The 20,493-nt window shown below is 72.0% G+C and carries 19 protein-coding genes; 11 read left to right on the top strand and 8 right to left on the bottom strand.

The window, feature by feature from the left end:
- The first annotated feature begins 10 nt into the window (after positions 1–10).
- Positions 11–853 (top strand): PHP domain-containing protein, encoded by an 843-nt coding sequence (locus AC4D2O_RS12545; RefSeq protein ID WP_490907687.1) that lies wholly within the window; start codon positions 11–13, stop codon positions 851–853.
- Between the two features lie 67 nt (positions 854–920).
- Here AC4D2O_RS12545 and AC4D2O_RS12540 read toward each other — a convergent pair whose 3' ends face one another.
- From AC4D2O_RS12540 to AC4D2O_RS12525, 4 genes are all read right to left on the bottom strand, one after another.
- Positions 921–1,790, bottom strand: coding sequence for a DNA-methyltransferase (locus AC4D2O_RS12540; protein ID WP_490907686.1), 870 nt, complete (start codon positions 1,788–1,790; stop codon positions 921–923).
- 6 nt (positions 1,791–1,796) lie between these two features.
- Entirely contained in the window at positions 1,797–3,500 is a 1,704-nt protein-coding gene (locus AC4D2O_RS12535; protein WP_490907842.1) for a DEAD/DEAH box helicase, read from the bottom strand.
- A 392-nt stretch (positions 3,501–3,892) separates the two neighbouring features.
- On the bottom strand, positions 3,893–5,398 hold the full coding sequence (locus AC4D2O_RS12530; RefSeq protein WP_490907685.1) for an RNB domain-containing ribonuclease: 1,506 nt from the start codon (positions 5,396–5,398) through the stop codon (positions 3,893–3,895).
- A gap of 63 nt (positions 5,399–5,461) precedes the next feature.
- Complete coding sequence (locus AC4D2O_RS12525; RefSeq protein ID WP_490907684.1) at positions 5,462–5,908, bottom strand: YdeI/OmpD-associated family protein; 447 nt, start codon at positions 5,906–5,908, stop codon at positions 5,462–5,464.
- Between the two features lie 169 nt (positions 5,909–6,077).
- Here AC4D2O_RS12525 and AC4D2O_RS12520 point away from each other — a divergent pair, with 169 nt between their 5' ends.
- A complete protein-coding gene (locus AC4D2O_RS12520) occupies positions 6,078–6,812 on the top strand; it encodes a ferritin-like fold-containing protein (RefSeq protein ID WP_490907683.1) in 735 nt (244 codons plus the stop codon).
- A gap of 110 nt (positions 6,813–6,922) precedes the next feature.
- Here the strand turns inward: AC4D2O_RS12520 and AC4D2O_RS12515 are convergent, their stop codons facing one another.
- On the bottom strand, positions 6,923–7,147 hold the full coding sequence (locus AC4D2O_RS12515) for a DUF3107 domain-containing protein (protein ID WP_490907682.1): 225 nt from the start codon (positions 7,145–7,147) through the stop codon (positions 6,923–6,925).
- Between the two features lie 48 nt (positions 7,148–7,195).
- A complete protein-coding gene (locus tag AC4D2O_RS12510) occupies positions 7,196–7,816 on the bottom strand; it encodes a TetR/AcrR family transcriptional regulator (RefSeq protein ID WP_334210519.1) in 621 nt (206 codons plus the stop codon).
- 162 nt (positions 7,817–7,978) lie between these two features.
- Between AC4D2O_RS12510 and moeB the strand changes: the two genes are divergently transcribed.
- On the top strand, positions 7,979–9,268 hold the full coding sequence (gene moeB / locus AC4D2O_RS12505; protein WP_490907681.1) for a molybdopterin-synthase adenylyltransferase MoeB: 1,290 nt from the start codon (positions 7,979–7,981) through the stop codon (positions 9,266–9,268).
- Between the two features lie 19 nt (positions 9,269–9,287).
- Here the strand turns inward: moeB and AC4D2O_RS12500 are convergent, their stop codons facing one another.
- Entirely contained in the window at positions 9,288–10,676 is a 1,389-nt protein-coding gene (locus AC4D2O_RS12500; RefSeq protein ID WP_490907680.1) for a glutamyl-tRNA reductase, read from the bottom strand.
- 183 nt (positions 10,677–10,859) lie between these two features.
- On the opposite strand from AC4D2O_RS12500, the gene hemE reads away from it, so the two are divergent.
- From hemE to hemL, 8 genes are all read left to right on the top strand, one after another.
- Positions 10,860–11,921, top strand: a complete 1,062-nt coding sequence (gene hemE / locus AC4D2O_RS12495; RefSeq protein ID WP_490907679.1) for a uroporphyrinogen decarboxylase — start codon at positions 10,860–10,862, stop codon at positions 11,919–11,921.
- Between the two features lie 2 nt (positions 11,922–11,923).
- Positions 11,924–13,522, top strand: a complete 1,599-nt coding sequence (gene hemG / locus AC4D2O_RS12490) for a protoporphyrinogen oxidase (protein WP_490907678.1) — start codon at positions 11,924–11,926, stop codon at positions 13,520–13,522.
- 72 nt (positions 13,523–13,594) lie between these two features.
- The gene (gene hemQ / locus AC4D2O_RS12485) at positions 13,595–14,311 is read left to right on the top strand and encodes a hydrogen peroxide-dependent heme synthase (RefSeq protein WP_490907677.1); all 717 of its coding nucleotides are present in this window, start codon (positions 13,595–13,597) and stop codon (positions 14,309–14,311) included.
- A gap of 47 nt (positions 14,312–14,358) precedes the next feature.
- Positions 14,359–15,513 carry a ferrochelatase gene (locus AC4D2O_RS12480; RefSeq protein WP_490907841.1) on the top strand — a complete coding sequence of 385 codons (1,155 nt, stop codon included), beginning with the start codon at positions 14,359–14,361 and terminating at the stop codon, positions 15,511–15,513.
- Complete coding sequence (gene hemC, locus AC4D2O_RS12475) at positions 15,513–16,460, top strand: hydroxymethylbilane synthase (RefSeq protein ID WP_490907676.1); 948 nt, start codon at positions 15,513–15,515, stop codon at positions 16,458–16,460. The genes AC4D2O_RS12480 and hemC overlap by 1 nt, the downstream gene beginning before the upstream one ends.
- A gap of 7 nt (positions 16,461–16,467) precedes the next feature.
- Positions 16,468–17,346, top strand: a complete 879-nt coding sequence (locus tag AC4D2O_RS12470; RefSeq protein WP_490907675.1) for a uroporphyrinogen-III synthase — start codon at positions 16,468–16,470, stop codon at positions 17,344–17,346.
- On the top strand, positions 17,343–18,326 hold the full coding sequence (hemB, locus tag AC4D2O_RS12465; RefSeq protein ID WP_490907674.1) for a porphobilinogen synthase: 984 nt from the start codon (positions 17,343–17,345) through the stop codon (positions 18,324–18,326). The genes AC4D2O_RS12470 and hemB overlap by 4 nt, the downstream gene beginning before the upstream one ends.
- A gap of 10 nt (positions 18,327–18,336) precedes the next feature.
- Positions 18,337–19,683, top strand: a complete 1,347-nt coding sequence (gene hemL, locus AC4D2O_RS12460) for a glutamate-1-semialdehyde 2,1-aminomutase (protein ID WP_490907673.1) — start codon at positions 18,337–18,339, stop codon at positions 19,681–19,683.
- 40 nt (positions 19,684–19,723) lie between these two features.
- Here the strand turns inward: hemL and AC4D2O_RS12455 are convergent, their stop codons facing one another.
- The gene (locus AC4D2O_RS12455) at positions 19,724–20,476 is read right to left on the bottom strand and encodes a 3'-5' exonuclease (RefSeq protein WP_490907672.1); all 753 of its coding nucleotides are present in this window, start codon (positions 20,474–20,476) and stop codon (positions 19,724–19,726) included.
- Between the last annotated feature and the right edge of the window lie 17 nt (positions 20,477–20,493).

Genomic DNA, 20,493 nt, shown 5'->3' with positions numbered 1-20,493 from the left:
ATTGGATCCGGTGAGAATCGATCTGCACACCCACTCGAACGTCTCGGACGGCACCGAGGACCCCGACGTCCTGATCCGCTCCGCGGCGGCCGCCGGGCTCGACGTCGTCGCGCTCACCGACCACGACTCCACCGCCGGCTGGGACCGGGCGAGGACAGCCGCGGAGGACCTCGGCATCGGATTCGTGGCCGGTATGGAGGTCTCCTGCCGCACGGACACCGGCATCAGCGTGCACGTGCTGTCCTACCTGCACGATCCCGCCCACGCCGGGCTGGCCGAGGAGATCGCCAAGTCGCGGTCTGCACGGTTGACGCGGGCACGACGCATGGTCGAGCTGATGTCCGGCGACTTCCCGATCACCTGGGAGCTGGTGCAGCAGCACGTGACGGAGGGGGCCACGGTGGGCCGCCCGCACATCGCCGACGCGCTGATCGCCCTCGGGGTCGTGGAGACGCGCTCGGAGGCGTTCGAACGCGTCCTCACCGCACGCTCGCCGTACTGGGTGAGCCACTACGCGCCGCACCCTGCGGCCGCCGTCGCCCTCATCCGGGAGGCAGGCGGTGTGCCGGTCTTCGCGCACCCGTCGGCGTTCAACCGCGGAGCCGTGGTGGGCGGGGCTGTGATCGACGAAATGATCGACGCCGGGCTGCTGGGCCTCGAGGTGGAGCACCGCGACAATCCCGAGGAGGCGCGCGTGGAGTTGCGGAGGATCGCACGGGACCACGGGCTGCTCATCACGGGATCCAGCGACTACCACGGCAGCGGCAAGCCCAATCTGCTGGGGGAGAACCTCACGTCGGAGGAGACCCTCGAGGCCATCACGGCGCTCGCGACGGGTTCCGCTGCGGGCTAGGTCCTGCGCGGGGCGGCCAGGGGCAGCGGCCCGGCGGGGCCGGCCCCCTCCTCGCCGACGGCGGTGATCAGGTCCAGGGGGCGAGGCGCGCGTGCATGACCTCGACGGCCTGCGGGTTGCGGTCCACGCAGACGAAGCGGCGGCCGAGCTTCCCGGCCACTGCCCCGAGGGTCCCGGAGCCCGCGAAGAAGTCGAGCACCCAGTCGCCCTCACGGCTGCTGGCCGCGACGGCGCGCCGCAGCAGACCCTCGGGCTTCTGTGTGGGGTAGCCGGTCTTCTCCCGACCCGTCGGCGACACGATCGTGTGCCACCACACGTCGGTGGGCAGCTTGCCCAGGGCCGCCTTCTCGGCGGTCACGAGACCCGGCGCCATGTACGGTTCCCGGTCCACCTCGTCACTGTTGAAGTAGTAGCCCGACGGGTTCTTGACGTACACGAGGATGTTGTCGTGCTTCGCCGGCCACTTCCGCTTCGCCCTCGCACCGTAGTCGTAGGCCCAGATGATCTCGTTCAGGAAGCAGTCGCGCCCGAACAGGGCGTCGAGCATGACCTTCGCGTAGTGCACCTCGCGGTAGTCCAGGTGCAGGTACAGCGTGCCGTCGTCGGCCAGGAGCCGCCACGCCTCCGCCAGGCGGGGCCGGAGGAAGTCCCAGTAGTCCTCGAAGGCGTCGTCGTAACTTGCGAGCATCCCCTTGACCGTCGAGTAGGACAGCCCCTTGAAGCCCACACGGTCCCCTTCGCCCTGCACCGCCCGCACCATGGAGGTCTGCTGGCGGCGCTGCACACGGCCCGTGTTGAAGGGCGGGTCCACGTAGATCATCGTGAACGCCGCGTCGGGCAGGGTTGCGAGGTACTCCGCGTTGTCGGCGTGCACCACGAGATTGGCGCCGTCCGCACTCCACGGGGGAGGCGCGGACGGCGCAGGAAGCTCCGACACCGGGTGTCAGTCCTCCGTGCCGCCGGCTGGGTTCCCGACGACCTCACCGTTGCGGCGGCGGGTCCGGCTGCGGCGCGGACGGTCGCCCGACGGGGCCTCGCCCTCGCTACCGGAACGACGACGGCGTCCGCCGCCCTCGACCGTGTCGGCCGGAGCGGATGCGGCGGGGGACCCGGCGCCGCCGGAGCCGGTGCCACCCTGGCCCCGGCCGCGCGAACCCCTGGAGCCGTCGCCGGAGGCGGAGCCCGAACCGGAACCCGAACCGTCGCGGCGTGAGCCACCGCGTCCGCCGGAACGACCGCGTCCGCCGTCGTCGCCGTGCGCGCCGCCGCCGCGCTTCCCGGTCTCACCGAGGTCCTCGAGGACCTCCGCCTGGATGCCGGCGAGCTTGCGGTCCTTGCGGGGCAGGCGTCCCTTGGTGCCCTCGGGGATGTCGAGGTCCGTGAAGAGGTGCGGCGACGAGGAGTAGGTCTCGACGGGCTCCGGCGTGTCGAGTCCGAGCGCCTTGTTGATCAGGCCCCAGCGCGGGACGTCGTCCCAGTCCACGAACGTGACCGCGGTGCCCTTCTTGCCGGCGCGGCCCGTGCGGCCCACGCGGTGCAGGTAGGCCTTCTCGTCCTCGGGGCACTGGTAGTTGATGACGTGCGTGATGTCCTCGACGTCGATGCCGCGTGCAGCGACCTCGGTGGCGACGAGCACGTCGATCTTGTCACCGCGGAACGCCCGCAGCGCCTGCTCACGGGCACCCTGCCCGAGGTCGCCGTGGATGGCCCCTGCCGCGAAGCCACGGTCGATCAGTTCCTCGGAGAGCTTCGCGGCGGTGCGCTTGGTCTTGCAGAAGATGATGGCGCGGCCGCGGCCCCGCGCCTGCAGGATGCGGGCCACGACCTCGGCCTTGTCCAGGTTGTGCGCCCGGTAGATGACCTGGCGGATGTCCTTCTTGGTGATGCCCTCGTCCTCGGGATCCGCGGCCCGGATGTGCGTGGGCTGCGTCATGTACCGGCGGGCCATCGCGATGACCGGGCCGGGCATGGTCGCGGAGAACAGGAGCGTCTGGCGCACCGGCGGCGTCGCGGCGATCAGGGTCTCGACGTCGGGCAGGAAGCCGAGGTCCAGCATCTCGTCGGCCTCGTCGAGCACCACGATCTTCACGTTCTTGAGCACCAGCAGCTTCTGCCGGTACAGGTCGATCAGGCGTCCGGGAGTCCCGACCACGATCTCGACGCCCTTCTTGATGGCCTCGATCTGTGGCTCGTACGCACGGCCGCCGTAGATGGTGACGATGCGCGCGTTGCGCTTCTTCGCCGCCGTCGTGAGGTCGTTGGCCACCTGCACGGCGAGCTCGCGCGTCGGGACGACGACGAGGGCCTGCGGGGCGCCTGGCACCGGGAGCTTCTCGTAGCCGGCGTCGTCGGGACCGACGACGCGCTGGATCGCCGGGATGCCGAAACCGAGGGTCTTGCCCGTGCCGGTCTTCGCCTGGCCGATGATGTCGTGTCCGCCCAGGGCGATCGAGAGCGTCATCGCCTGGATGGGGAAGGGGTGGATGATGCCGGCGTCCGCGAGGGACTCGACGATGTCGGGCCGGACGTTGAAGTCCGCGAAGGTCTCGGGGACGACCGCGTGCGGCTCCTCGGTGGTGACCAGCGTCTCCTCGACGTCGATGGCGTCGGCCGAATTGTCGGCGACGAGGTGGTGGGCATCCGTCACCGGGGTATTGCCTGAGTTGATGTCGTGCACGTTCTACCGTTCATTCAGGCCCCGCGGCCGCTGAGGCTCGACGCCGGGATCGGTTCATCCGGGGCGGAGCGTATCGGCGGGCGCCAGGGCGTCCAGTGGAAGCCGATCGCGGGCTTGCTACTGCGTGCGGGCTGTGGAGGAAGACCTGCGCCCACGGGAACTCGGGATCGAGTAGGTACTGCGGGTTATCGGGAGAGTGATAACGACCGGGCATCCATTACTACAGCCTCAAGCCTACCCTGCCCGCTCCCCGCCGGTGTCACTGGCAGTTGCCACCGGTAGTTGCCGATGTCAATTGGTTGGGGCAGTCGGTTGGGGCAGTTGGCTGGCACAGCTGACTCGCGCAGTTGATACAGGCTGCGTCACCGCGGGCTGCGCGCAGGTGCATCCGGCGGCTTGACCTCGAAGCGCAGGCGACGGCGGGCGATATCGGCCTCCAGCAGCACCACGGTGACGCGCTCACCGGCCACCAGCTCGCCGTAGCACTTCGCCTCGAGCGGCGGTTCGGTGACCTGCACGGTCCCGGACAGGCGCGGCGCCTGCTTGCCGGGGGCGTCCTCGACGGCGGGTGGCGAGCCCTGCAGGACGACGGCGGAGAACGCCTCCCCGATGCGGTTGCTCAGCAGAGCGGCCTGCACGGCGTCCATGGCGCCCGAATCGAGGCGGGATGCCGTCTGGTTCGAGGACGTCATGAGGGCATTGAGGTCCGGGAGGGCCGAACGCACCCACCCGGGCACCTCCTCGCCCGCGCAGAGCGACGCACAGATCACGAGGACGAAACGGTCCACGAGGCGCCGGAGGGGAGCGGTGGTATGCGCGTACGGGGCCGCGATCGCGGACTGCACGACGGCGGCGGGCACCTCCCCGTCGAACGCGGTGTAGCCCGCACCCCGGAAGAGCGACGCCGCCGCATGCATCAGAGCGAGCTGCCGCGGGTCGGCGACGTCGAGCGTGCGCAGGAACGCGCCGTAGGGCATGCCCGCCGGCCAGGGGTGCTCGAGCGCCTCGGACTGGCGCCGGAACTTCGCGAGCGCGCCGTCGTCGGGCTCGGGCATGGTGCGCAGGATCCCGATGCCGCCGTCGATCATCATGCGGGCCGCGGCCATGCCGGTCATGAGGGAGATCTGGGCGTTCCAGTCCTCGCAGGGCAGGGCGGGCTCCGTGACGATCCCGTAGCTCTCGCCGTCGTGCGTGATCTCCTGGCGGGGCAGGTTGAGGCTCGCGCCGCCGCGGTCGAGCTCCTGCTGGATCCGGTGCATCCCGATCTCCCGGAGGAGGGTGAGCTGCTCGTCGGCGGTGCCGGCGTCGATCTCCGCCTGCACCTGCGCGTAGGTGAGCTGGCGCCGGCTGCGGACGACGGCACGGCCGACGCTCACCGACTGCACGACCGCCTCGCCGTCGAGACGGAAGTGCCAGACGAAGGCGGGGCGGTCGGAGTCGGGGAGGAGGCTCGCGGCGTCCTCGGAGATGACCTCCGGGTGCAGCGAGATCCGCCCGTCCGGGGCGTACAGGGTCTGCCCGCGGAGCCGCGCCTCCGCATCGACGGCGCCGCCGGGAAGGACGAACAGCGGCACGTCGGCGATCGCGTACCAGACCTGGTAACCCGCGTCCGGGGACCCCGTGACGGTCCGCTCGAGATGCACGGCCTGGTCGAGGTCGATGGAGCCCGGAGGGTCGATGGTGAGGAACGGGAGGTCCCGCAGGTCCGTCTCCGGCAGGTCCTGGGCTCCTACGGCGTCCCGAGCCTCCGCGAGGACGTCCTCGGGGAAGTCCTCGCGGACCTCGAGTTCCTGACGGAGGGCACGCAGCGACTCCGTGAGGCGCTGCTGGGACTCCCGGTCCCTGAGATCCATATGCTGTGCGGGCACACGCCTTACGGTAACGCACCTCACAGACATCGGGGATCCCCCGCGGCCGGGAGCAGGGGGTTGCTAGGACTCCCGGGCGCGGAGCGACTCGACGGCCTTCAGGACACGGCGCTCACGCGTGTCGGCGCCCTTCGCCTGCTCGATCGGCAGGACGAGCGCCTTCCGCCGGCTGACGGACAGGGCGCCGAACGCCGTGACGAGTGCGGGATCGGCCGAGAGGGCGACGGCGAGATCCTCCGGCACGTCGACCGTCCGCTCCTCACGGTCCAGGTCGAGGTCCACCGCGACCGTCTGGTTGGCGGCCAGCCCCGCGCCGTTCCGGTGCTCGGCGCTGACGGGGATCATCGCGCGCCCGTTCATCGACCCGACGGTGGTGCGGTAGGTGTAGGCGCCGAGCCTCACCGTCACTGCAGGACGCCTGCCCCCGCCGAGCGCCGTCAGCACGTCCTCGGGCACCTCGATGCCCGTGGCCGTGCGGCCCGCCAGTTCGAGGACACCCGAGAACTCCATCTGATCCTGCCTTCCGTCGGGCCGGCGGCCCGGGTCTGCGATGACCGGTCCGGCGCCCGATCCGTCCGGCCGGTGGAGACCGAGCATAGACGGGCGACGGCGGTGTGCAACAGATCCCGACGCCGTACGACCGGTTGCCGCGCCCCCCGGAGTGCGTACTCTTAGCAGAATGAACAACGGCTCCTCCGACACCACGGCCCTCTCGGCGACCGCACGGGACCGCACCGTTCCCGAGGCCCCGGAGGACCCGCTCGCGAACCCCCTGTACGCGCGCTTCGTCACCGATCTGCTCGGCATCGTCGCCTACGGTGAGCTGTCCGGATTCGAACGGCTGTCCTCCGACGCCCGGTTCTCGCCTACCCTCACGGACCGCGCGGGCCTGGGCCGGCTGGCCGTGCAGGAGTTCGAGCACTTCGAGATGGTGGCCGCGTTCCTCGCGGACCTCGGCATCACGATCGAGGACGCCATGGCACCGTTCCAGGCGTCCATCGACGCCTTCCACGAGAGGACCCGCCCCGGGGACTGGTACGAGTCCCTCATGAAGGCCTATGTCATCGACGCCTTCTCCGGCGACTTCTACCGGTCGCTCGCGGACAGCTTCGACCCGCGCACCCGTGAACTCATCAGCGCCATCGACTCAGGGGAAGGCGCGGCCCACCTGCAGCGCCGACTGAAGGAGGCACTGTCCGACGATCCGCGGCTCGCCTCACGCCTGGCGCTCTGGGGCCGGCGGCTGGTGGGGGAGGCCCTGACCCAGGCGCAGCGCGTGGGGATCGAGCGCGAGTACCTCGCAGGGCTCCTCTTCGCGAACGAGCCGGACCACACGCAGCACACCACGGCGCTCTTCGCGCAGCTCACGCGGAACCACTCGAGGCGCATGAGCGCCCTCGGGCTCACCGCCTAGACGCGTCGCCCGGAGCGAGGGCCCGGCATCTGCCCCGGAACGCAGAAGACCCGTGACCGGCGGCGCGGACCGCCGGGCACGGGTCCCGGAGCGAGGAGGAACGTCCTGGGCTAGAGCGCGCCGAACCCTACCCGTCGCGTCTCCTCGGCGCCGATCTCGACATAACCGAGCACCGACGTCGGGACGATCACCTGACGACCCTTGACATCCTTGAGGCGCAGCTCTGTGCCACCGCTCATCGCCTGGGCCACGAGGTCGGCGATCGCGTCAGCGCTCTCGGAGGATTCGAGGATGATCTCCCGGTTGACGTTCTGGATACCGATCTTGACTTCCACGGCGTTTGCCTCCTGTTGTGTGGGCGTTCTACTGCTTCGAAAACTACCCTAGATCTCCTTGGGGAAACGGCTGATTCCGCGCCAAGCTAAACGGTAGACCAGCTCGGCCGCGGCATCGATGTCGAGGCTGCCCTCGGTCTCGAGCCAATAGCGTGCACTGACCTGGGCCATGCCGGCGAGTCCACGGCCCAGCAGCGTGGCCTCCACTGTCGAGAGCTGCGTGTCGCCCGCGATCACGCCGGCGATGGCGCTCGCGAACTGGGCATTGAACTCCTCGAGCCGGCTCCGGACGTCGGGCTCGTTGCCGATGTCCGATTCGAACACGAGCCGGTGCGCCTGACTGTCCTGGGCGATGAACTGGAAATAGGCGCGCATGGTCGCATGGACCCGCAGCTTGTTGTCGTCGGTGGAGCGCAGTGCGTCGACGAGCAGCTGCGTGAGTTCGGCGAGGTGCCCGTCGAGCAGCGCGAGGTAGAGATCGCGCTTGCCGGGGAAATGCTGGTACAGCACCGGCTTGCTCACGCGCGCCGCTACGGCGATGTCGTCCATCGCTGCGCCGTGGTAGCCGTTGCTCACGAAGACTTCCTGCGCGGCCGCCAGGAGCTGGCGCCGTCGCTCGTCCCGCGGCAACCGGACGGCTTTTCCTGCGGTGGTCGGTTCAGCACTCACGGACGGTGTTCCTCGGGCTCTTCGGTCGGGGGTCCGCCCAGTTTACCCGTCGGTGGGTGGCGGCCCGCTGCCGCCGGGAGGATGATGCGTCGCGCCCCGTTCCGGGTCGCGGTCGCGCGGCGCCCGGTGGCCCGGCACCGGCGGCGGGTTCTACCCTTGGGCATGACCGCTTTCCCGTCGTCGCATGATCCCCAGTTCGCTCCTCCGACGCCACGGGCGCCCGGCGGCCTGCCGCCGCTGGTCGAGGCGACGGGGAGCCTCTCGCAGGAGGAGACGCTCCGGTATTCGCGGCACCTCATCATCCCCGGCTTCGGCACCGAGGCGCAGCTGCGCCTGAAGAACGCCCGGGTCCTCGTGATCGGCGCGGGCGGTCTGGGTTCGCCGGCGCTGCTCTACCTCGCAGCGGCGGGGGTGGGGACGCTCGGGATCGTGGACGACGACGCCGTCGAGCTCTCCAACCTGCAGCGCCAGGTCATCCACGGCATGCCCGACCTCGGCCGGTCGAAGGCGGAATCCGCCCGCGACAGCATCCTGGCGCTCAACCCGCTCGTGGACGTCGTCCTGCACGAGGAGCGGCTGGAGCGCGGGAACGCGCTGGAGCTGTTCTCCGGCTACGACCTGGTCGTCGACGGCACGGACAACTTCGCCACGCGCTACCTCGTCAACGACGCCGCGGCGATCCTCGGCAAGCCGTACGTATGGGGTTCGATCCTGCGCTTCGACGGTCAGGTGAGCGTCTTCTGGCAGGACCACGGTCCCACCTACCGCGATCTGTACCCGGAGGCGCCGCCGCCCGGCTCCGTGCCGTCCTGCGCCGAGGGTGGGGTGCTCGGCGTGCTGTGCGGGCAGATCGGCTCGGTGATGGTCAACGAGGCCGTCAAGCTCATCACCGGGGTGGGCACCACGCTGCTCGGCAGGGTGCTGGTCTTCGACGCGCTGGAGATGACCTGGCGGGAACTGCGCGTACGGCCCGATCCGGCCGCCCCTCGGATCACCGAGCTCATCGACTACGAGCAGTTCTGCGGCCTGCCGTCGCCGGCGGCCGCCCCGGTATCGGAGGACGGGTCGGAGCACACGTCGGAGGACACGTCGGAGCACAGATCGGATGACCTGGAGGGCGCTGTGCCGACCGTGTCCGTCGAGGAGCTCGCCGTGCTCCTCGCGGAGCGCTCGGCCGGCGGCGCGGACTTCGACCTGCTGGACGTGCGCACCCCGGAGGAACACGCCATCGTGAGCATCGACGGTGCCGTGCTGGTGCCGAAGAACCTGATCCTGGACGGCGACGCCTTGATCGACGGGAGCAGGACGGTGTACGTCCACTGCAAGTCCGGTGTCCGGTCGGCCGATGTCGTCCGGTTCCTCCGCGGGCAGGGGCACCGCTCCGCCGTCTCGGTGGGCGGCGGCGTCATCGAGTGGGTACGGCGGATCGAACCGGAGAAGATGACCTACTGACGCGCCCGGGCCCCGCGGGTCAGGCGCTCTGAGCGGGCCGTTCGTGGTCCACGGGGCAGACGGCGCCGTCGGGGTGTGTGTGCGGGTGGGCGACCGGCACGACATCGGCGGCGCCGGCGCGCAGGGACCGCTCCGGCGCGGGCGCCTTCTCCGCGGGTGCCACGTCGATCCCGTAGAGGGCCTCCAGCGCGGCGGTGTAGTCGTCCGACCGTCCCTCGGCAGCGAGCTCGCGGGCCCGGACGGTGGGCACATGGAGGAGCTGGCGGACCATGCGCCGCAGCGCGAACTCGACCTCCTCGGCGGCGGCCGTGCAGCCGTGCTGGGCCCGGACGCGTTCCATCTCCGAGTCCAGGACCGACTGGGTGTGCCGGCGCAGGGCCACGATCGCCGCGTTCATGGCGCGCGTGGTCTGCTGCTCCTCGAAGGACCGGGCGGCGTCGCGGACGAGGTCGCCGGCCTGGGCCAGCGCGTCTGCCTGCTCCTCGGGGGCGGCGGCGCGGACGGACTCGAGGGTGATGAGTTCGACGTCGGCGAGCGTCCCGACGGCGGGGTCGAAGTCGTGGCTGAGCGCGAGGTCGATGACGACGAGGGGCCGGTTGCTGCCCTGGCGGACCCGTTCGATGTCCGCGGCGTCGATCCGCGCGTCGCTGCCGCTGCAGCCGATGACGACGTCGGCGCGCCGCATGGCGCCCGGCAGGTCGGCGGCCGTCGCGGCGGTGCCGCCGCGCGAGGCGACGAAGGCCTCGGCGCGACCGGAGGAGGAGAAGACGGAGATGTCCGTGCAGCCCCGGTCCTTCAGGGCCGCCATGGTGGCCCCCGCATAGGCGCCGGTGCCGAACAGCACGACGCTCTTGCGGGACCAGTCGGCGTCGGCGGAGAGATCGCCGGCGAGCTCGAGGGCGACGGAGACGATGGAGCGGCCGCGGCTGCCGAGCGCGGTCTGGGCACCGACGTCCTTCGCGGTCTTCGACGCGGCCTGGAACAGCCGGACGAGTCCGCCGCTGGCGGCCCCTGAGCCCTGCGCCTCGATGAGTGCGCGGCGCACCTGCCCGGCGATCTCGCGTTCGCCGATCACGGCGGAGTCGAGTCCGGCGCCGACGGCGAAGAGATGCTCGGCGACGCCCTGGCCGGTGTGGGTCTCGAAGGAGGCGGAGACGGACCGCTCGGGGATACCGGAGTACTCGCTGATGGTCGACACGATCGCGGAGCGTGCGGCCTCGACGTCGTCCTCGGACGGTGTCTCGGCATAGATCTCGAAGCGGTTGCAGGTCGCGAGGACGACGGCCCCGGATACGGCCCGGTCCTCGGCGAGCACGGCGGAGGGGACCTGGGGTGCCCCGACGCTGAGTCGGGCAACGGTTTCCAGGTCCACGTTCGAGTGAGTCGCAACAAGTGAAAGAAGTACCACAGCCCTTCGATCATACCGAGAACGAGCGCTCTCCACTGAATAGGTGATCCTTACCGGAGCTTGCCTTCCGCGGATTCCTGCGGGATCGTGCCCTCCTGCGCCCGGGGTGATCTTGCCCACGCGCCCCCGGGCCAGGGGAACTCCGGTTAACGCTCCGGCTGGATCTTCGGCAGAATCGGCCGTATGGACCTCGCCGCATCGCACCCGCTCGTCGACGGACGCACGTCCGGCTCGGCGCTCATCTCGGCCTACCGCGGGCAGGCGCCGCACCGGCGGCCCGTGTGGTTCATGCGCCAGGCGGGCCGGTCGCTGCCCGAGTACCGGGCGCTGCGAGAGGGTACCGACATGCTCGCGTCCTGCCTCGATCCGGAGATGGCATCCGAGATCACCCTGCAGCCCGTCCGTCGGCACGACGTCGACGCCGGCATCTTCTTCTCCGACATCGTCATCCCGCTGAAGCTCGCGGGCGTCGACGTCGACATCGTGCCCGGCGTGGGGCCGGTCCTCGGCAAGCCCGTCCGGACCGCCGCCGACGTCGCCGCACTGCCCACCCTGACCGACGCGGCGCTCGATCCCATCCGGCAGGCGGTCGCCCTGACCGTGGACCAGCTGGGGAACACGCCCCTGATCGGTTTCGCCGGCGCCCCGTTCACGCTGGCCGCCTACATGGTGGAGGGGCGCCCGTCGCGCGACCACCTGGGCCCCCGCACCATGATGCACGCCGACCCGGACACGTGGCGGGCCCTGACCGACTGGGCCGCGGACGCGTCGGGGATGTTCCTGCGCGCACAGCTCGAGGCCGGAGCCAGCGCGGCGCAGCTGTTCGACTCCTGGGCCGGATCCCTCGGCCTGGCGGACTACCGCCGTCACGTGGCGCCCGCCTCGCGCCGGGCGCTGGACCACGTCCGGGGCCTCGGCGCGCCCCTGATCCACTTCGGTACGGGCACCTCGGAGCTCCTGGTGGCGATGCACGAGGTGGGCGTCGACGTCATCGGCGTCGACTACCGCCTGCCCCTCGACGAGGCCAGCAGGCGCCTCGGCGGGACGGTCCCGCTGCAGGGCAACATCGACCCGGCCCTGCTGCCTGCACCGTGGCCCGTGCTTGAGCGGCACGTCCGCGAGGTACTGGCGGCCGGCGCGTCGGCCCCCGGCCATGTGGTGAACCTCGGGCACGGCGTCCCGCCGGACACGGACCCCGACGTGCTGACGCGCGTCGTGGACCTCGTCCACTCCGTGGAGCCGTAACCGTGGCGAGGTCCGCGGGAGGCGCAGGGGACGCACGGGAGGCACGGGAGGCGCCGGACGCAGGGCGCGACGACGCCGCGGCCGGTCGCCCCACGACCGGCCTCCCCGCGGCCGAGCCGCCGCAGGAGCGCGCACGGCGCCGGACGGTCGTGGTGATCGGCGGCGGCATGGCCGGACTCGTCGCCGCGCGGGCACTGCGCCGGCGGGGGCTCCACGTCACCCTGCTCGAGCGGTCCGGACGCTTCGGCGGCACCGTGGACGGGCGCTCCCTCGGCGGCTTCCAGCTGGACAGCGGCGCCGAGTCCTTCTCGACCCGCTCCGCCACCGTGCCGGCCCTCGCCGCCGAGCTCGGACTCGCCGACCGCATCGTCACCCCCGACGCGACCGGTGCCTGGGTGCAGCTCCCGGGCAGGGACCTCCGTGCGTCGGCGCAGCCCCTGCCGAGTTCCGGCGTCCTCGGCATCCCCGCCGACCCGGCCGACCCCGCGATCACCGCCGTGATCGGCCGTACCGGGTCGCTGCGGGCCGCGCTCGACAGGGTGCTGCCCGTCGGGTCGCTCGCGACGCGCAGCAGGGTGAGCCTCGGCGAGCTCGTCCGCACGCGCATGGGGGAGGAGGTCCTCACCCGCCTGGTGGCACCCGTTGCGGGTGGCGTCTTCTCCGCCGACCCCGACGACCTCGACGTGGACTCCGTGGCACCCGGCCTCCGGGCGACCATGGCCCGCCTCGGATCCCTGGGGGCGGCCGCGGGGGCGCTGCGCACCGCGGCGCCGGCCGGCGCCGCGGTCGGCGGGCTCGTCGGCGGGATCGCCCAGCTGCGCGACGCCCTCGTCGCCGAGCTCCTCGCGGACGGCGCCGACCTCAGGACGGGGGAGCAGGTGACCGGGCTTGCCCGATCCGCCACCGGGTGGACGGTGACGACGGAACATTCCAGCCTGACGCGCCGCATCCCGGCCGACGCCGTGCTGGTCGCCACCGAGGGTCGGGCCGCCGTCGACCTCCTGGCTCCGGTGATCCCCGCCCTGGCGGTCGAGCGGCCCGACCCGGTGCCCGGCGTCGCGCTCGTCACCCTGATCGTCGACGTGCCCGAGCTCGACGCCCGCCCGCGCGGGACCGGCGTGCTCGTCGCCCGCGGCGTCGACGGCGTCGCCGCCAAGGCGCTCACCCACTCCACGGCGAAATGGGCGTGGCTGCGCGACCAGGCCGGCCCCGGCTCGCACGTGCTGCGGCTCTCGTTCGGGCGCGTCGGGGACACCCCGGCCGACGTCGGCCTCGCCACGCCCGACGAAGCCCTCTACCGTCACGCGCTGGCCGACGCCTCCACCCTCCTCGACGTCCCCATCGTCGAGGCGGACGTGCTCGACTGGGACGTGGTGCGCTGGGAGGGCGCGCTGCCCCACGCCTCCGTGGGGCACCGCGAGCGGGTCGCGCGCATCCGGGCGGTCGTCGCCGGGGAGTCCGCCTCCCTCGCCGTCACCGGCGGTTGGCTCGCCGGGACGGGTCTCGTGGCCGTGATTGACGATGCCCGTGCCCGCGCGCAGGCGCTCGCCGACGCCCTCGACGGCGCCCCTGCTGCGGACGGACCTGCCGCAGCGATGTGACGTTCGTCTCTTCTACCCACTGTAGAAGAAAAGGGTTTCGGTTCGCCTCGGGGCGAGGGGCAGACTAGTACCATGACTGAGCCAACAGGTAGCACCCCCACCCACGCTCCGCAGCAGGACGGGGGCGGCGAAGCCCCCGGCGAGCTCTTCTACACCCTCTGGACCGTCTTCTCGCGGAATGCCGCGACCTCCGGGTCCCACGCCCGGAAGCTCGAGGACGTCCTCTCCTCCTTCGAGCAGGACGGCGTGGTGCTGCGCGGCTTCTACGACGTCTCGGGCATGCGGGCCGACGCCGACGTGATGGTCTGGCTCCACGGGCCGCGCCCCGAGGACCTGCAGGCCGCCGTCCGCCGGCTGCGCCGCACCGACACGTTCGCCGGCACCGGCGTGGTGTGGTCCGCCATGGGCGTGCACCGCGACGCCGAGTTCTCCAAGTCCCACAGCCCAGCCTTCTCGCGCGGCGTGGCCCCCGCGGAGTGGGTGTGCGTGTACCCGTTCGTCCGCTCCTACGAGTGGTACATCCTGCCCCAGGACGAGCGCCGCGAGATGCTCATGGACCACGGCATGAAGGGGCGCAAGTACCCGCAGGTCATCTCCAACACGGTGTCATCCTTCGCCCTCAACGACTACGAATGGATCCTGGCACTCGAGGCCCCGGAGCTCGTGGACCTCGTGGACCTCATGCGGTACCTCCGGGAGACCGAGGCCCGCCGCCACGTGCGCGAGGAAGTGCCGTTCTACACCGGCCGGCGAATCAACCACGACGAGATTGCAGAGGTGCTCCAGTGACGACACAGGCATTCAACCCCCTCGACGGAGTCGACGAGAACGGCCGCATGGCGCCGAAGGCGTACGACGCCGTCGTGCTCGCGTCCTTCGGCGGCCCGGAGGGGCAGGACGACGTCATCCCCTTCCTGCGGAACGTCACGCGCGGCCGGGGGATCCCGGACGAGCGCCTCGAGGAGGTCTCCCACCACTACCGCGCGTTCGGCGGCGTGAGCCCCATCAACAGCCAGAACCGCGCCCTCCGGGCCGCGATGGAGGCGGAACTGCGGAGTCGCGGCATCGACCTGCCCGTCTACTGGGGCAACCGCAACTGGGAGCCGTTCATCGCCGACACCCTCCAGGAGGCCTACGACGCCGGGCACCGGAAGGTGCTCGCGGTGACCACGAGCGCGTACTCCTGCTACTCGAGCTGCCGCCAGTACCGCGAGGACCTCGGTATGGCCCTCGTGAAGACCGGCCTTGAAGGACGGCTCGAGGTCGACAAGGTGCGCCAGTACTTCGACCACCCCGGCTTCGTGGAGCCCTTCGTCGAGGGTGTGACGGGCGGCCTCGCCAAGGTGCGCGCCGGCCTCGCCGAGCAGGGCACCCCCGATGCCCCCGTCCACATCATGTTCTCCACCCACTCGATCCCGATGGGCGACGCCGAGGCGGCCGGCCCGCGCAACGGCGAGGGCGGCCCGGCCTACGAGGAGGGCGCGTACGTGGCGCAGCACCTCGCGACCGCGCAGGCCGTGCTCGACCGCATCCCCGGGGCCGAGGGCGTCGAGTGGTCGCTCGTGTACCAGTCCCGCTCCGGGGCGCCGCACATCCCGTGGCTCGAGCCCGACATCAGCGACGCTCTCCGCGACCGCTACGAGCAGGGGACGCGCGGCGTCGTGATCGTCCCGCTCGGCTTCGTGTCCGACCACATGGAGGTGGCCTGGGACCTCGACACCGAGGCGATGGAGACCTGCGGCGAGCTCGGGATCATCGCCGACCGCGTGCCGACGCCCGGCACGCACCGGAAGTTCGTGGAGGGCCTCGTGGACCTCATCCTCGAGCGGACCGTCGAGAACAACATCGCCGACCGTCCCTCGGCCACGACGCTCGGCCCCTGGTACGACGTGTGCCGGCCGAACTGCTGCGCCAACCGCCGCGGGGAGAAGCCGACCATCGCGGCCGTCGACTCCACCGTGGGGACACCGCTGCCCAACCCCGGTATGTGATGGCGACGGGAATCAGGGTCGGCACGCGGGGCAGCGCCCTCGCGATGACGCAGACCACCACGGTCGCGGAGCGCGTGGCGGACCTCGCGGGGCTTCCGTACGAACTGATCAGGGTCAAGACGGAAGGGGACGTCTCCAAGGGGTCGCTCTCCCAGATCGGCGGCACCGGCGTCTTCGTCGCGGCGCTCCGCGACGCGCTGCTCGAGGAACGGTGCGACATCGCGGTGCACTCGCTCAAGGACCTCCCCACGCTGCCCGCGCCCGGGCTCACGGTGGCCTCGGTGCCGGAGCGCGAGGACGTCCGCGACGCCCTGTGCGCCCGCGACGGCCTGACGCTCGCCACACTCCCCGACGGGGCACGCGTGGGCACCGGGTCGCCGCGCCGCGCGGCGCAGCTGCGGTCCGCGCGGCCCGGGCTGGAGGTCGTCGACATCCGCGGGAACGTGGACACCCGGCTCGGACGCGTCGCAGGCCTCGTGCCGGGCGCGCCCGGAGACCTCGACGCCGTCGTCCTCGCCGCTGCCGGCCTGCGCCGGCTGGGGCGCGACGCCGCCGTCACGGAACTGATCGACACGGACGTCATGCTGCCCGCACCCGGGCAGGGCGCCCTCGCCGTCGAGTGCCGCGAGAGCGAGGCGACGCCGCACGTCCGGGAGGCGCTGGCCTCCTACGACCACCTGCCCACCCGCCTCGCGGTGACGGCGGAGCGCGCCGTCCTGCTGCAGCTCGAAGCCGGCTGCGCCGCGCCGATCGGTGCGCTCGCGCGCCTGCAGGGGGACGAACTGGCCCTCGAAGCCGTGGTGTGCAGCCTCGACGGACGGTCGATCCTCCGGCTCACGCGCTCGGCGCCGGTCACGGACGCCGTGGGCGCCGCGCAGCTCGGACTCGAGCTCGCCGAGGACCTGCTCGCGGCCGGGGCCGCGGGCATCGCACCGCTGAACAGCTGAGGCCGGGGTGGAGCAGCAGCCGCCCTCGGCCGTCCAGCGGCCGGTGATCGTCCTGCGACATCCTGCGCGTGCCGTCCGGATCGCCGAGGCCCTCGGGGCCGCGGGCATGACGGCGTACGCACTGCCGCTCACGGACACGGAACTACCTGCCGACGCCGGCGCCGTCACGGCGGCACTCGCGGCGCTCGGCCAGGGCGGATTCGCGTGGCTCACCGTGACGAGCGGCAACACCGTCCAGGCGCTGGAGCTTCTGGCCGGCACAGGCGGGGCCACGCTCGCCGGCCTCGTCCGGACCGGTGGAGCGAGGGTCGCCGCCGTCGGGGCCGGCACCGCGCGCCTGCTCGCCGACGCGGGCATCGCCGTCGACCTGGTCCCCGCGGAGGCGTCATCGTCGGGGCTCCTCGAGGCCCTCGGGCCCGGCGCGGGCGCGGTCCTCCTGCCACAGGCCGACCTCGCCCCCGACGACCTGCGCCGCGGACTGGCCGACCTCGGCTGGTCGGTGTGCCGCGTCGAGGCGTACCGCACCGTGCCCTATCCCGCGCACCCCGCCCGCCGTATCCCCGGTGTCGAGGAGGAGGGGACGCCGCCACCCCTGCTGTCCGTCCCCGCCGTCGCCCGCCTCGCCGCGGGCCCTGTCCACCCCGCCGTCGTGTTCACGGCCCCGAGCACCGTGCTGCAGTTCCGTGAAAGGCTGGGAAGCGGGGCGCTCGCGTTCCTCCCCGTCGCGATCGGGCGCACCACGGCCGCGGCCCTGCGGTCCCAGGGCTGGGAACCCGCCGCGACGGCGGGCGAACCCACACCACCGGGGATCACGGCCGCCGTGGTGGAAGCCTTCTCGCGCGGCGCGACCACCCATCCCGCACCACAGATCGGAGATCGACCTTGAGCTTCCCCCAGCACCGGCCCCGGCGGCTGCGCTCCACGCCCGCCCTGCGGCGCATGGTGGCCGAGTACCGTGTCCACCCGTCCGAACTCATCCTGCCCGCCTTCATCCGGGAGGGACTCACCGAGCCCTCACCCATCCTGTCCATGCCGGGCGTCGTGCAGCACTCCACGGACTCCCTGAAGCGTGCCGCCGCAGAAGCGGTCGAGCGGGGCGTGGGCGGCATCATGCTGTTCGGCATCCCCGAGCACCGCGACGCGACGGGCAGCGCCGGCATCGACCCCGACGGCGTCCTCAACCGGGCCATCGCCGACGTCCGCGCCGAGGTGGGTGACGCGCTCGTGGTCATGAGCGACGTCTGCCTCGACGAGTTCACCGACCACGGCCACTGCGGCGTGCTCGCCGAGGACGGGTCGGTGGACAACGACACGACCCTGGCCCTGTACGCGCAGATGGCCGTCGAGCAGGCGAACGCAGGTGCCCACGTCCTCGGCCCGTCCGGCATGATGGACGGCCAGGTCGCCGTCATCCGCCAGGCGCTCGACGAGGCCGGACACCAGGACACCGTGGTACTCGCCTACGCCGCGAAGTACGCCTCCGCGTTCTACGGGCCGTTCCGCGAGGCCGTGGACTCCCAGCTCCAGGGCGACCGCCGGACCTACCAGATGGACGCCGCCAACCGGCGCGAGGCCCTCCTCGAGGTGGAACTCGACATCGAGGAGGGAGCCGACATGGTCATGGTCAAACCCGCCATGAGCTACCTCGACATCCTCGCGGACGTCGCCGACATGTCGCCGGTGCCCGTCGCCGCATACCAGATCTCGGGGGAGTACGCGATGATCGAGGCCGCCGCGGCGAACGGCTGGATCGACCGTCGCCGTGCCATCGAGGAGTCCGTCCTCGGCATCAAGCGCGCCGGCGCGCAGATGATCCTCACCTACTGGGCCCCCGAGCTGGCACTCTGGCTCGACGAGACGAACTAAGGAACCCTCCATGACCACCTCCCCGGCCTCCCCGACCGCGTCGGACACCCTCTACGAACGCGCCCGCGCCCTCATGCCCGGCGGGGTGAACTCCCCGGTGCGGGCCTTCGGGTCGGTCGGCGGGACGCCGCGCTTCCTCGTCGACGCGCACGGCGCCTACGTCACCGACGCCGACGGCCGGCAGTACGTGGACCTCGTCGGCTCCTGGGGTCCGGCGCTGCTCGGGCACTCCCACCCGGACGTCATCGCCGCGGTCCACCGCGCCGTCGACCACGGGCTCACGTTCGGTGCCTCGACGCCGGCGGAGGCGGACCTCGCGCAGCTCGTGAAGGACCGCGTCCCCGCCGTCGAACTGCTGCGCATGGTGTCCACCGGCACCGAGGCCACCATGACCGCGGTGCGCGTGGCGCGCGGCTTCACCTCGCGCAACTTGATCGTCAAGTTCGCCGGCTGCTACCACGGCCACGTCGACAGCCTCCTCGCCTCGGCGGGCTCCGGCGTCGCGACGCTGGCGCTGCCGGGTTCCGCGGGCGTCACGGAGGCGACGACGGCGGAGACCCTGGTGCTCCCGTACAACGACGTCGACGCGGTGGAGGAGGCCTTCCGGACCCACGGCGAGCACATCGCCGCCGTCATCACGGAGGCGGCACCGGCGAACATGGGCGTGGTGACGCCCGCGCCCGGCTTCAACGCGTTCCTGAGCCGCATCACCACCGAACACGGCGCGCTGTTCATCGTCGACGAGGTCATGACCGGTTTCCGCACGCACGCCGGCGGCTACTGGAAGCTCACCGGCGGGGCCGACGACGCCGAGCACCCCTGGACGCCGGACCTGCTGACCTTCGGCAAGGTCATCGGCGGCGGCATCCCGGCCGCCGCGCTCGGCGGACGCGCCGACGTCATGAACTACCTCGCGCCGATCGGGCCCGTGTACCAGGCGGGCACCCTCTCGGGTAACCCGATCGCCATGGCGGCCGGCGTCGCGACCCTCACCGCGGCGACCGACGACGTCTACCGGCACGTCGACGCGCGCTCCCTCGAGGTGAGCGACGCCCTCTCTGCGGAACTCTCGACGGCCGGCGTCGACCACTCGATCCAGCGCGCGGGCAATCTCTTCAGCGTCGCGTTCGGCACCTCCGAGCGCGGCGTCCGGAACTACGCCGACGCGCTGGGTCAGGAATTGTTCCGCTACGGACCGTTCTTCCGCTCCATGCTGGACTCGGGCGTCTACCTCCCGCCGTCGGTGTACGAGGCGTGGTTCCTGTCCGCGGCGCACGACGACGCGGCGATGGAACGCGTCCACGCCGCCCTCCCTGCGGCGGCCCGGGCGGCTGCGGCCGCCGCCCCGGTCGACTGACGCGCTGACGGCCCCGGAGCACTGCTTCGGGGCCGCCCCGTCAGCCCGCCGTGCTCCCCGCCGACGCGTCGGACAGCGCCGTCGGGCCGGTGAGCCGGTCCGACGCCCCGATGACGGGCCATGCCCGCTCGATCACCGCGTCGGGTTCTGTCCGCCGGAGGTACTCCTCGAAGCTGGCTGCCTGGCGATCCGCCCATACGACCAGCGAGGCGTGGAGATCGGCCGCGGGGCGCTGAAGGAACGCGTAGCGGTCGGCGAGGATGCGTCCGACCTGCAGCGTCGCGAGGACATCGGCGGCCGAGGTGTGCGCGTTCTCGAACCGGACGCCGTAGTGCTCGCACAGGGCAGTCAGCGTCCGCTTGCCCCGCCGGTACCGGTCCGCCTGCTTGTCCATCACGTAGGGGTCGATCACGGGCGAGGGCCGCGGTATCTCCACCGCGTGCCGGCGCCCCTCCTGTTCGAGCACCGTGAAGTCGTACCGTGCGTTGTAGGCCAGCACCGGGACGCCGTCGCCGAAGAGCCGTGCGAGCACCGCCGCGATGCCGTGGACCACGTGCGCGGCTGCCAGCCCGTGCGCCCGGGCATGTTCCGTCGTCACGCCGTGGATGGCAGCAGCACCGTCCGGGATCTCGACGCCCGGGTCGGCCAGCCACTCGTGGTGCTCGAGCACGTCGCCGTCGCCGTCGCCGTCGACGAGGACGATCGTCGCCGTGACGATCCGCGCGCTCATCGGGTCGCGTCCCGTCGTCTCGAGGTCGAAGGCCGCCCTCGGCCCCACGTGCCAGCTGCTCATGGATCCACCGTACTGGC

This window comes from Arthrobacter sp. TJ-238 (genome assembly GCF_058269215.1).
This window is presented reverse-complemented; position numbering and strand designations above follow the sequence as displayed.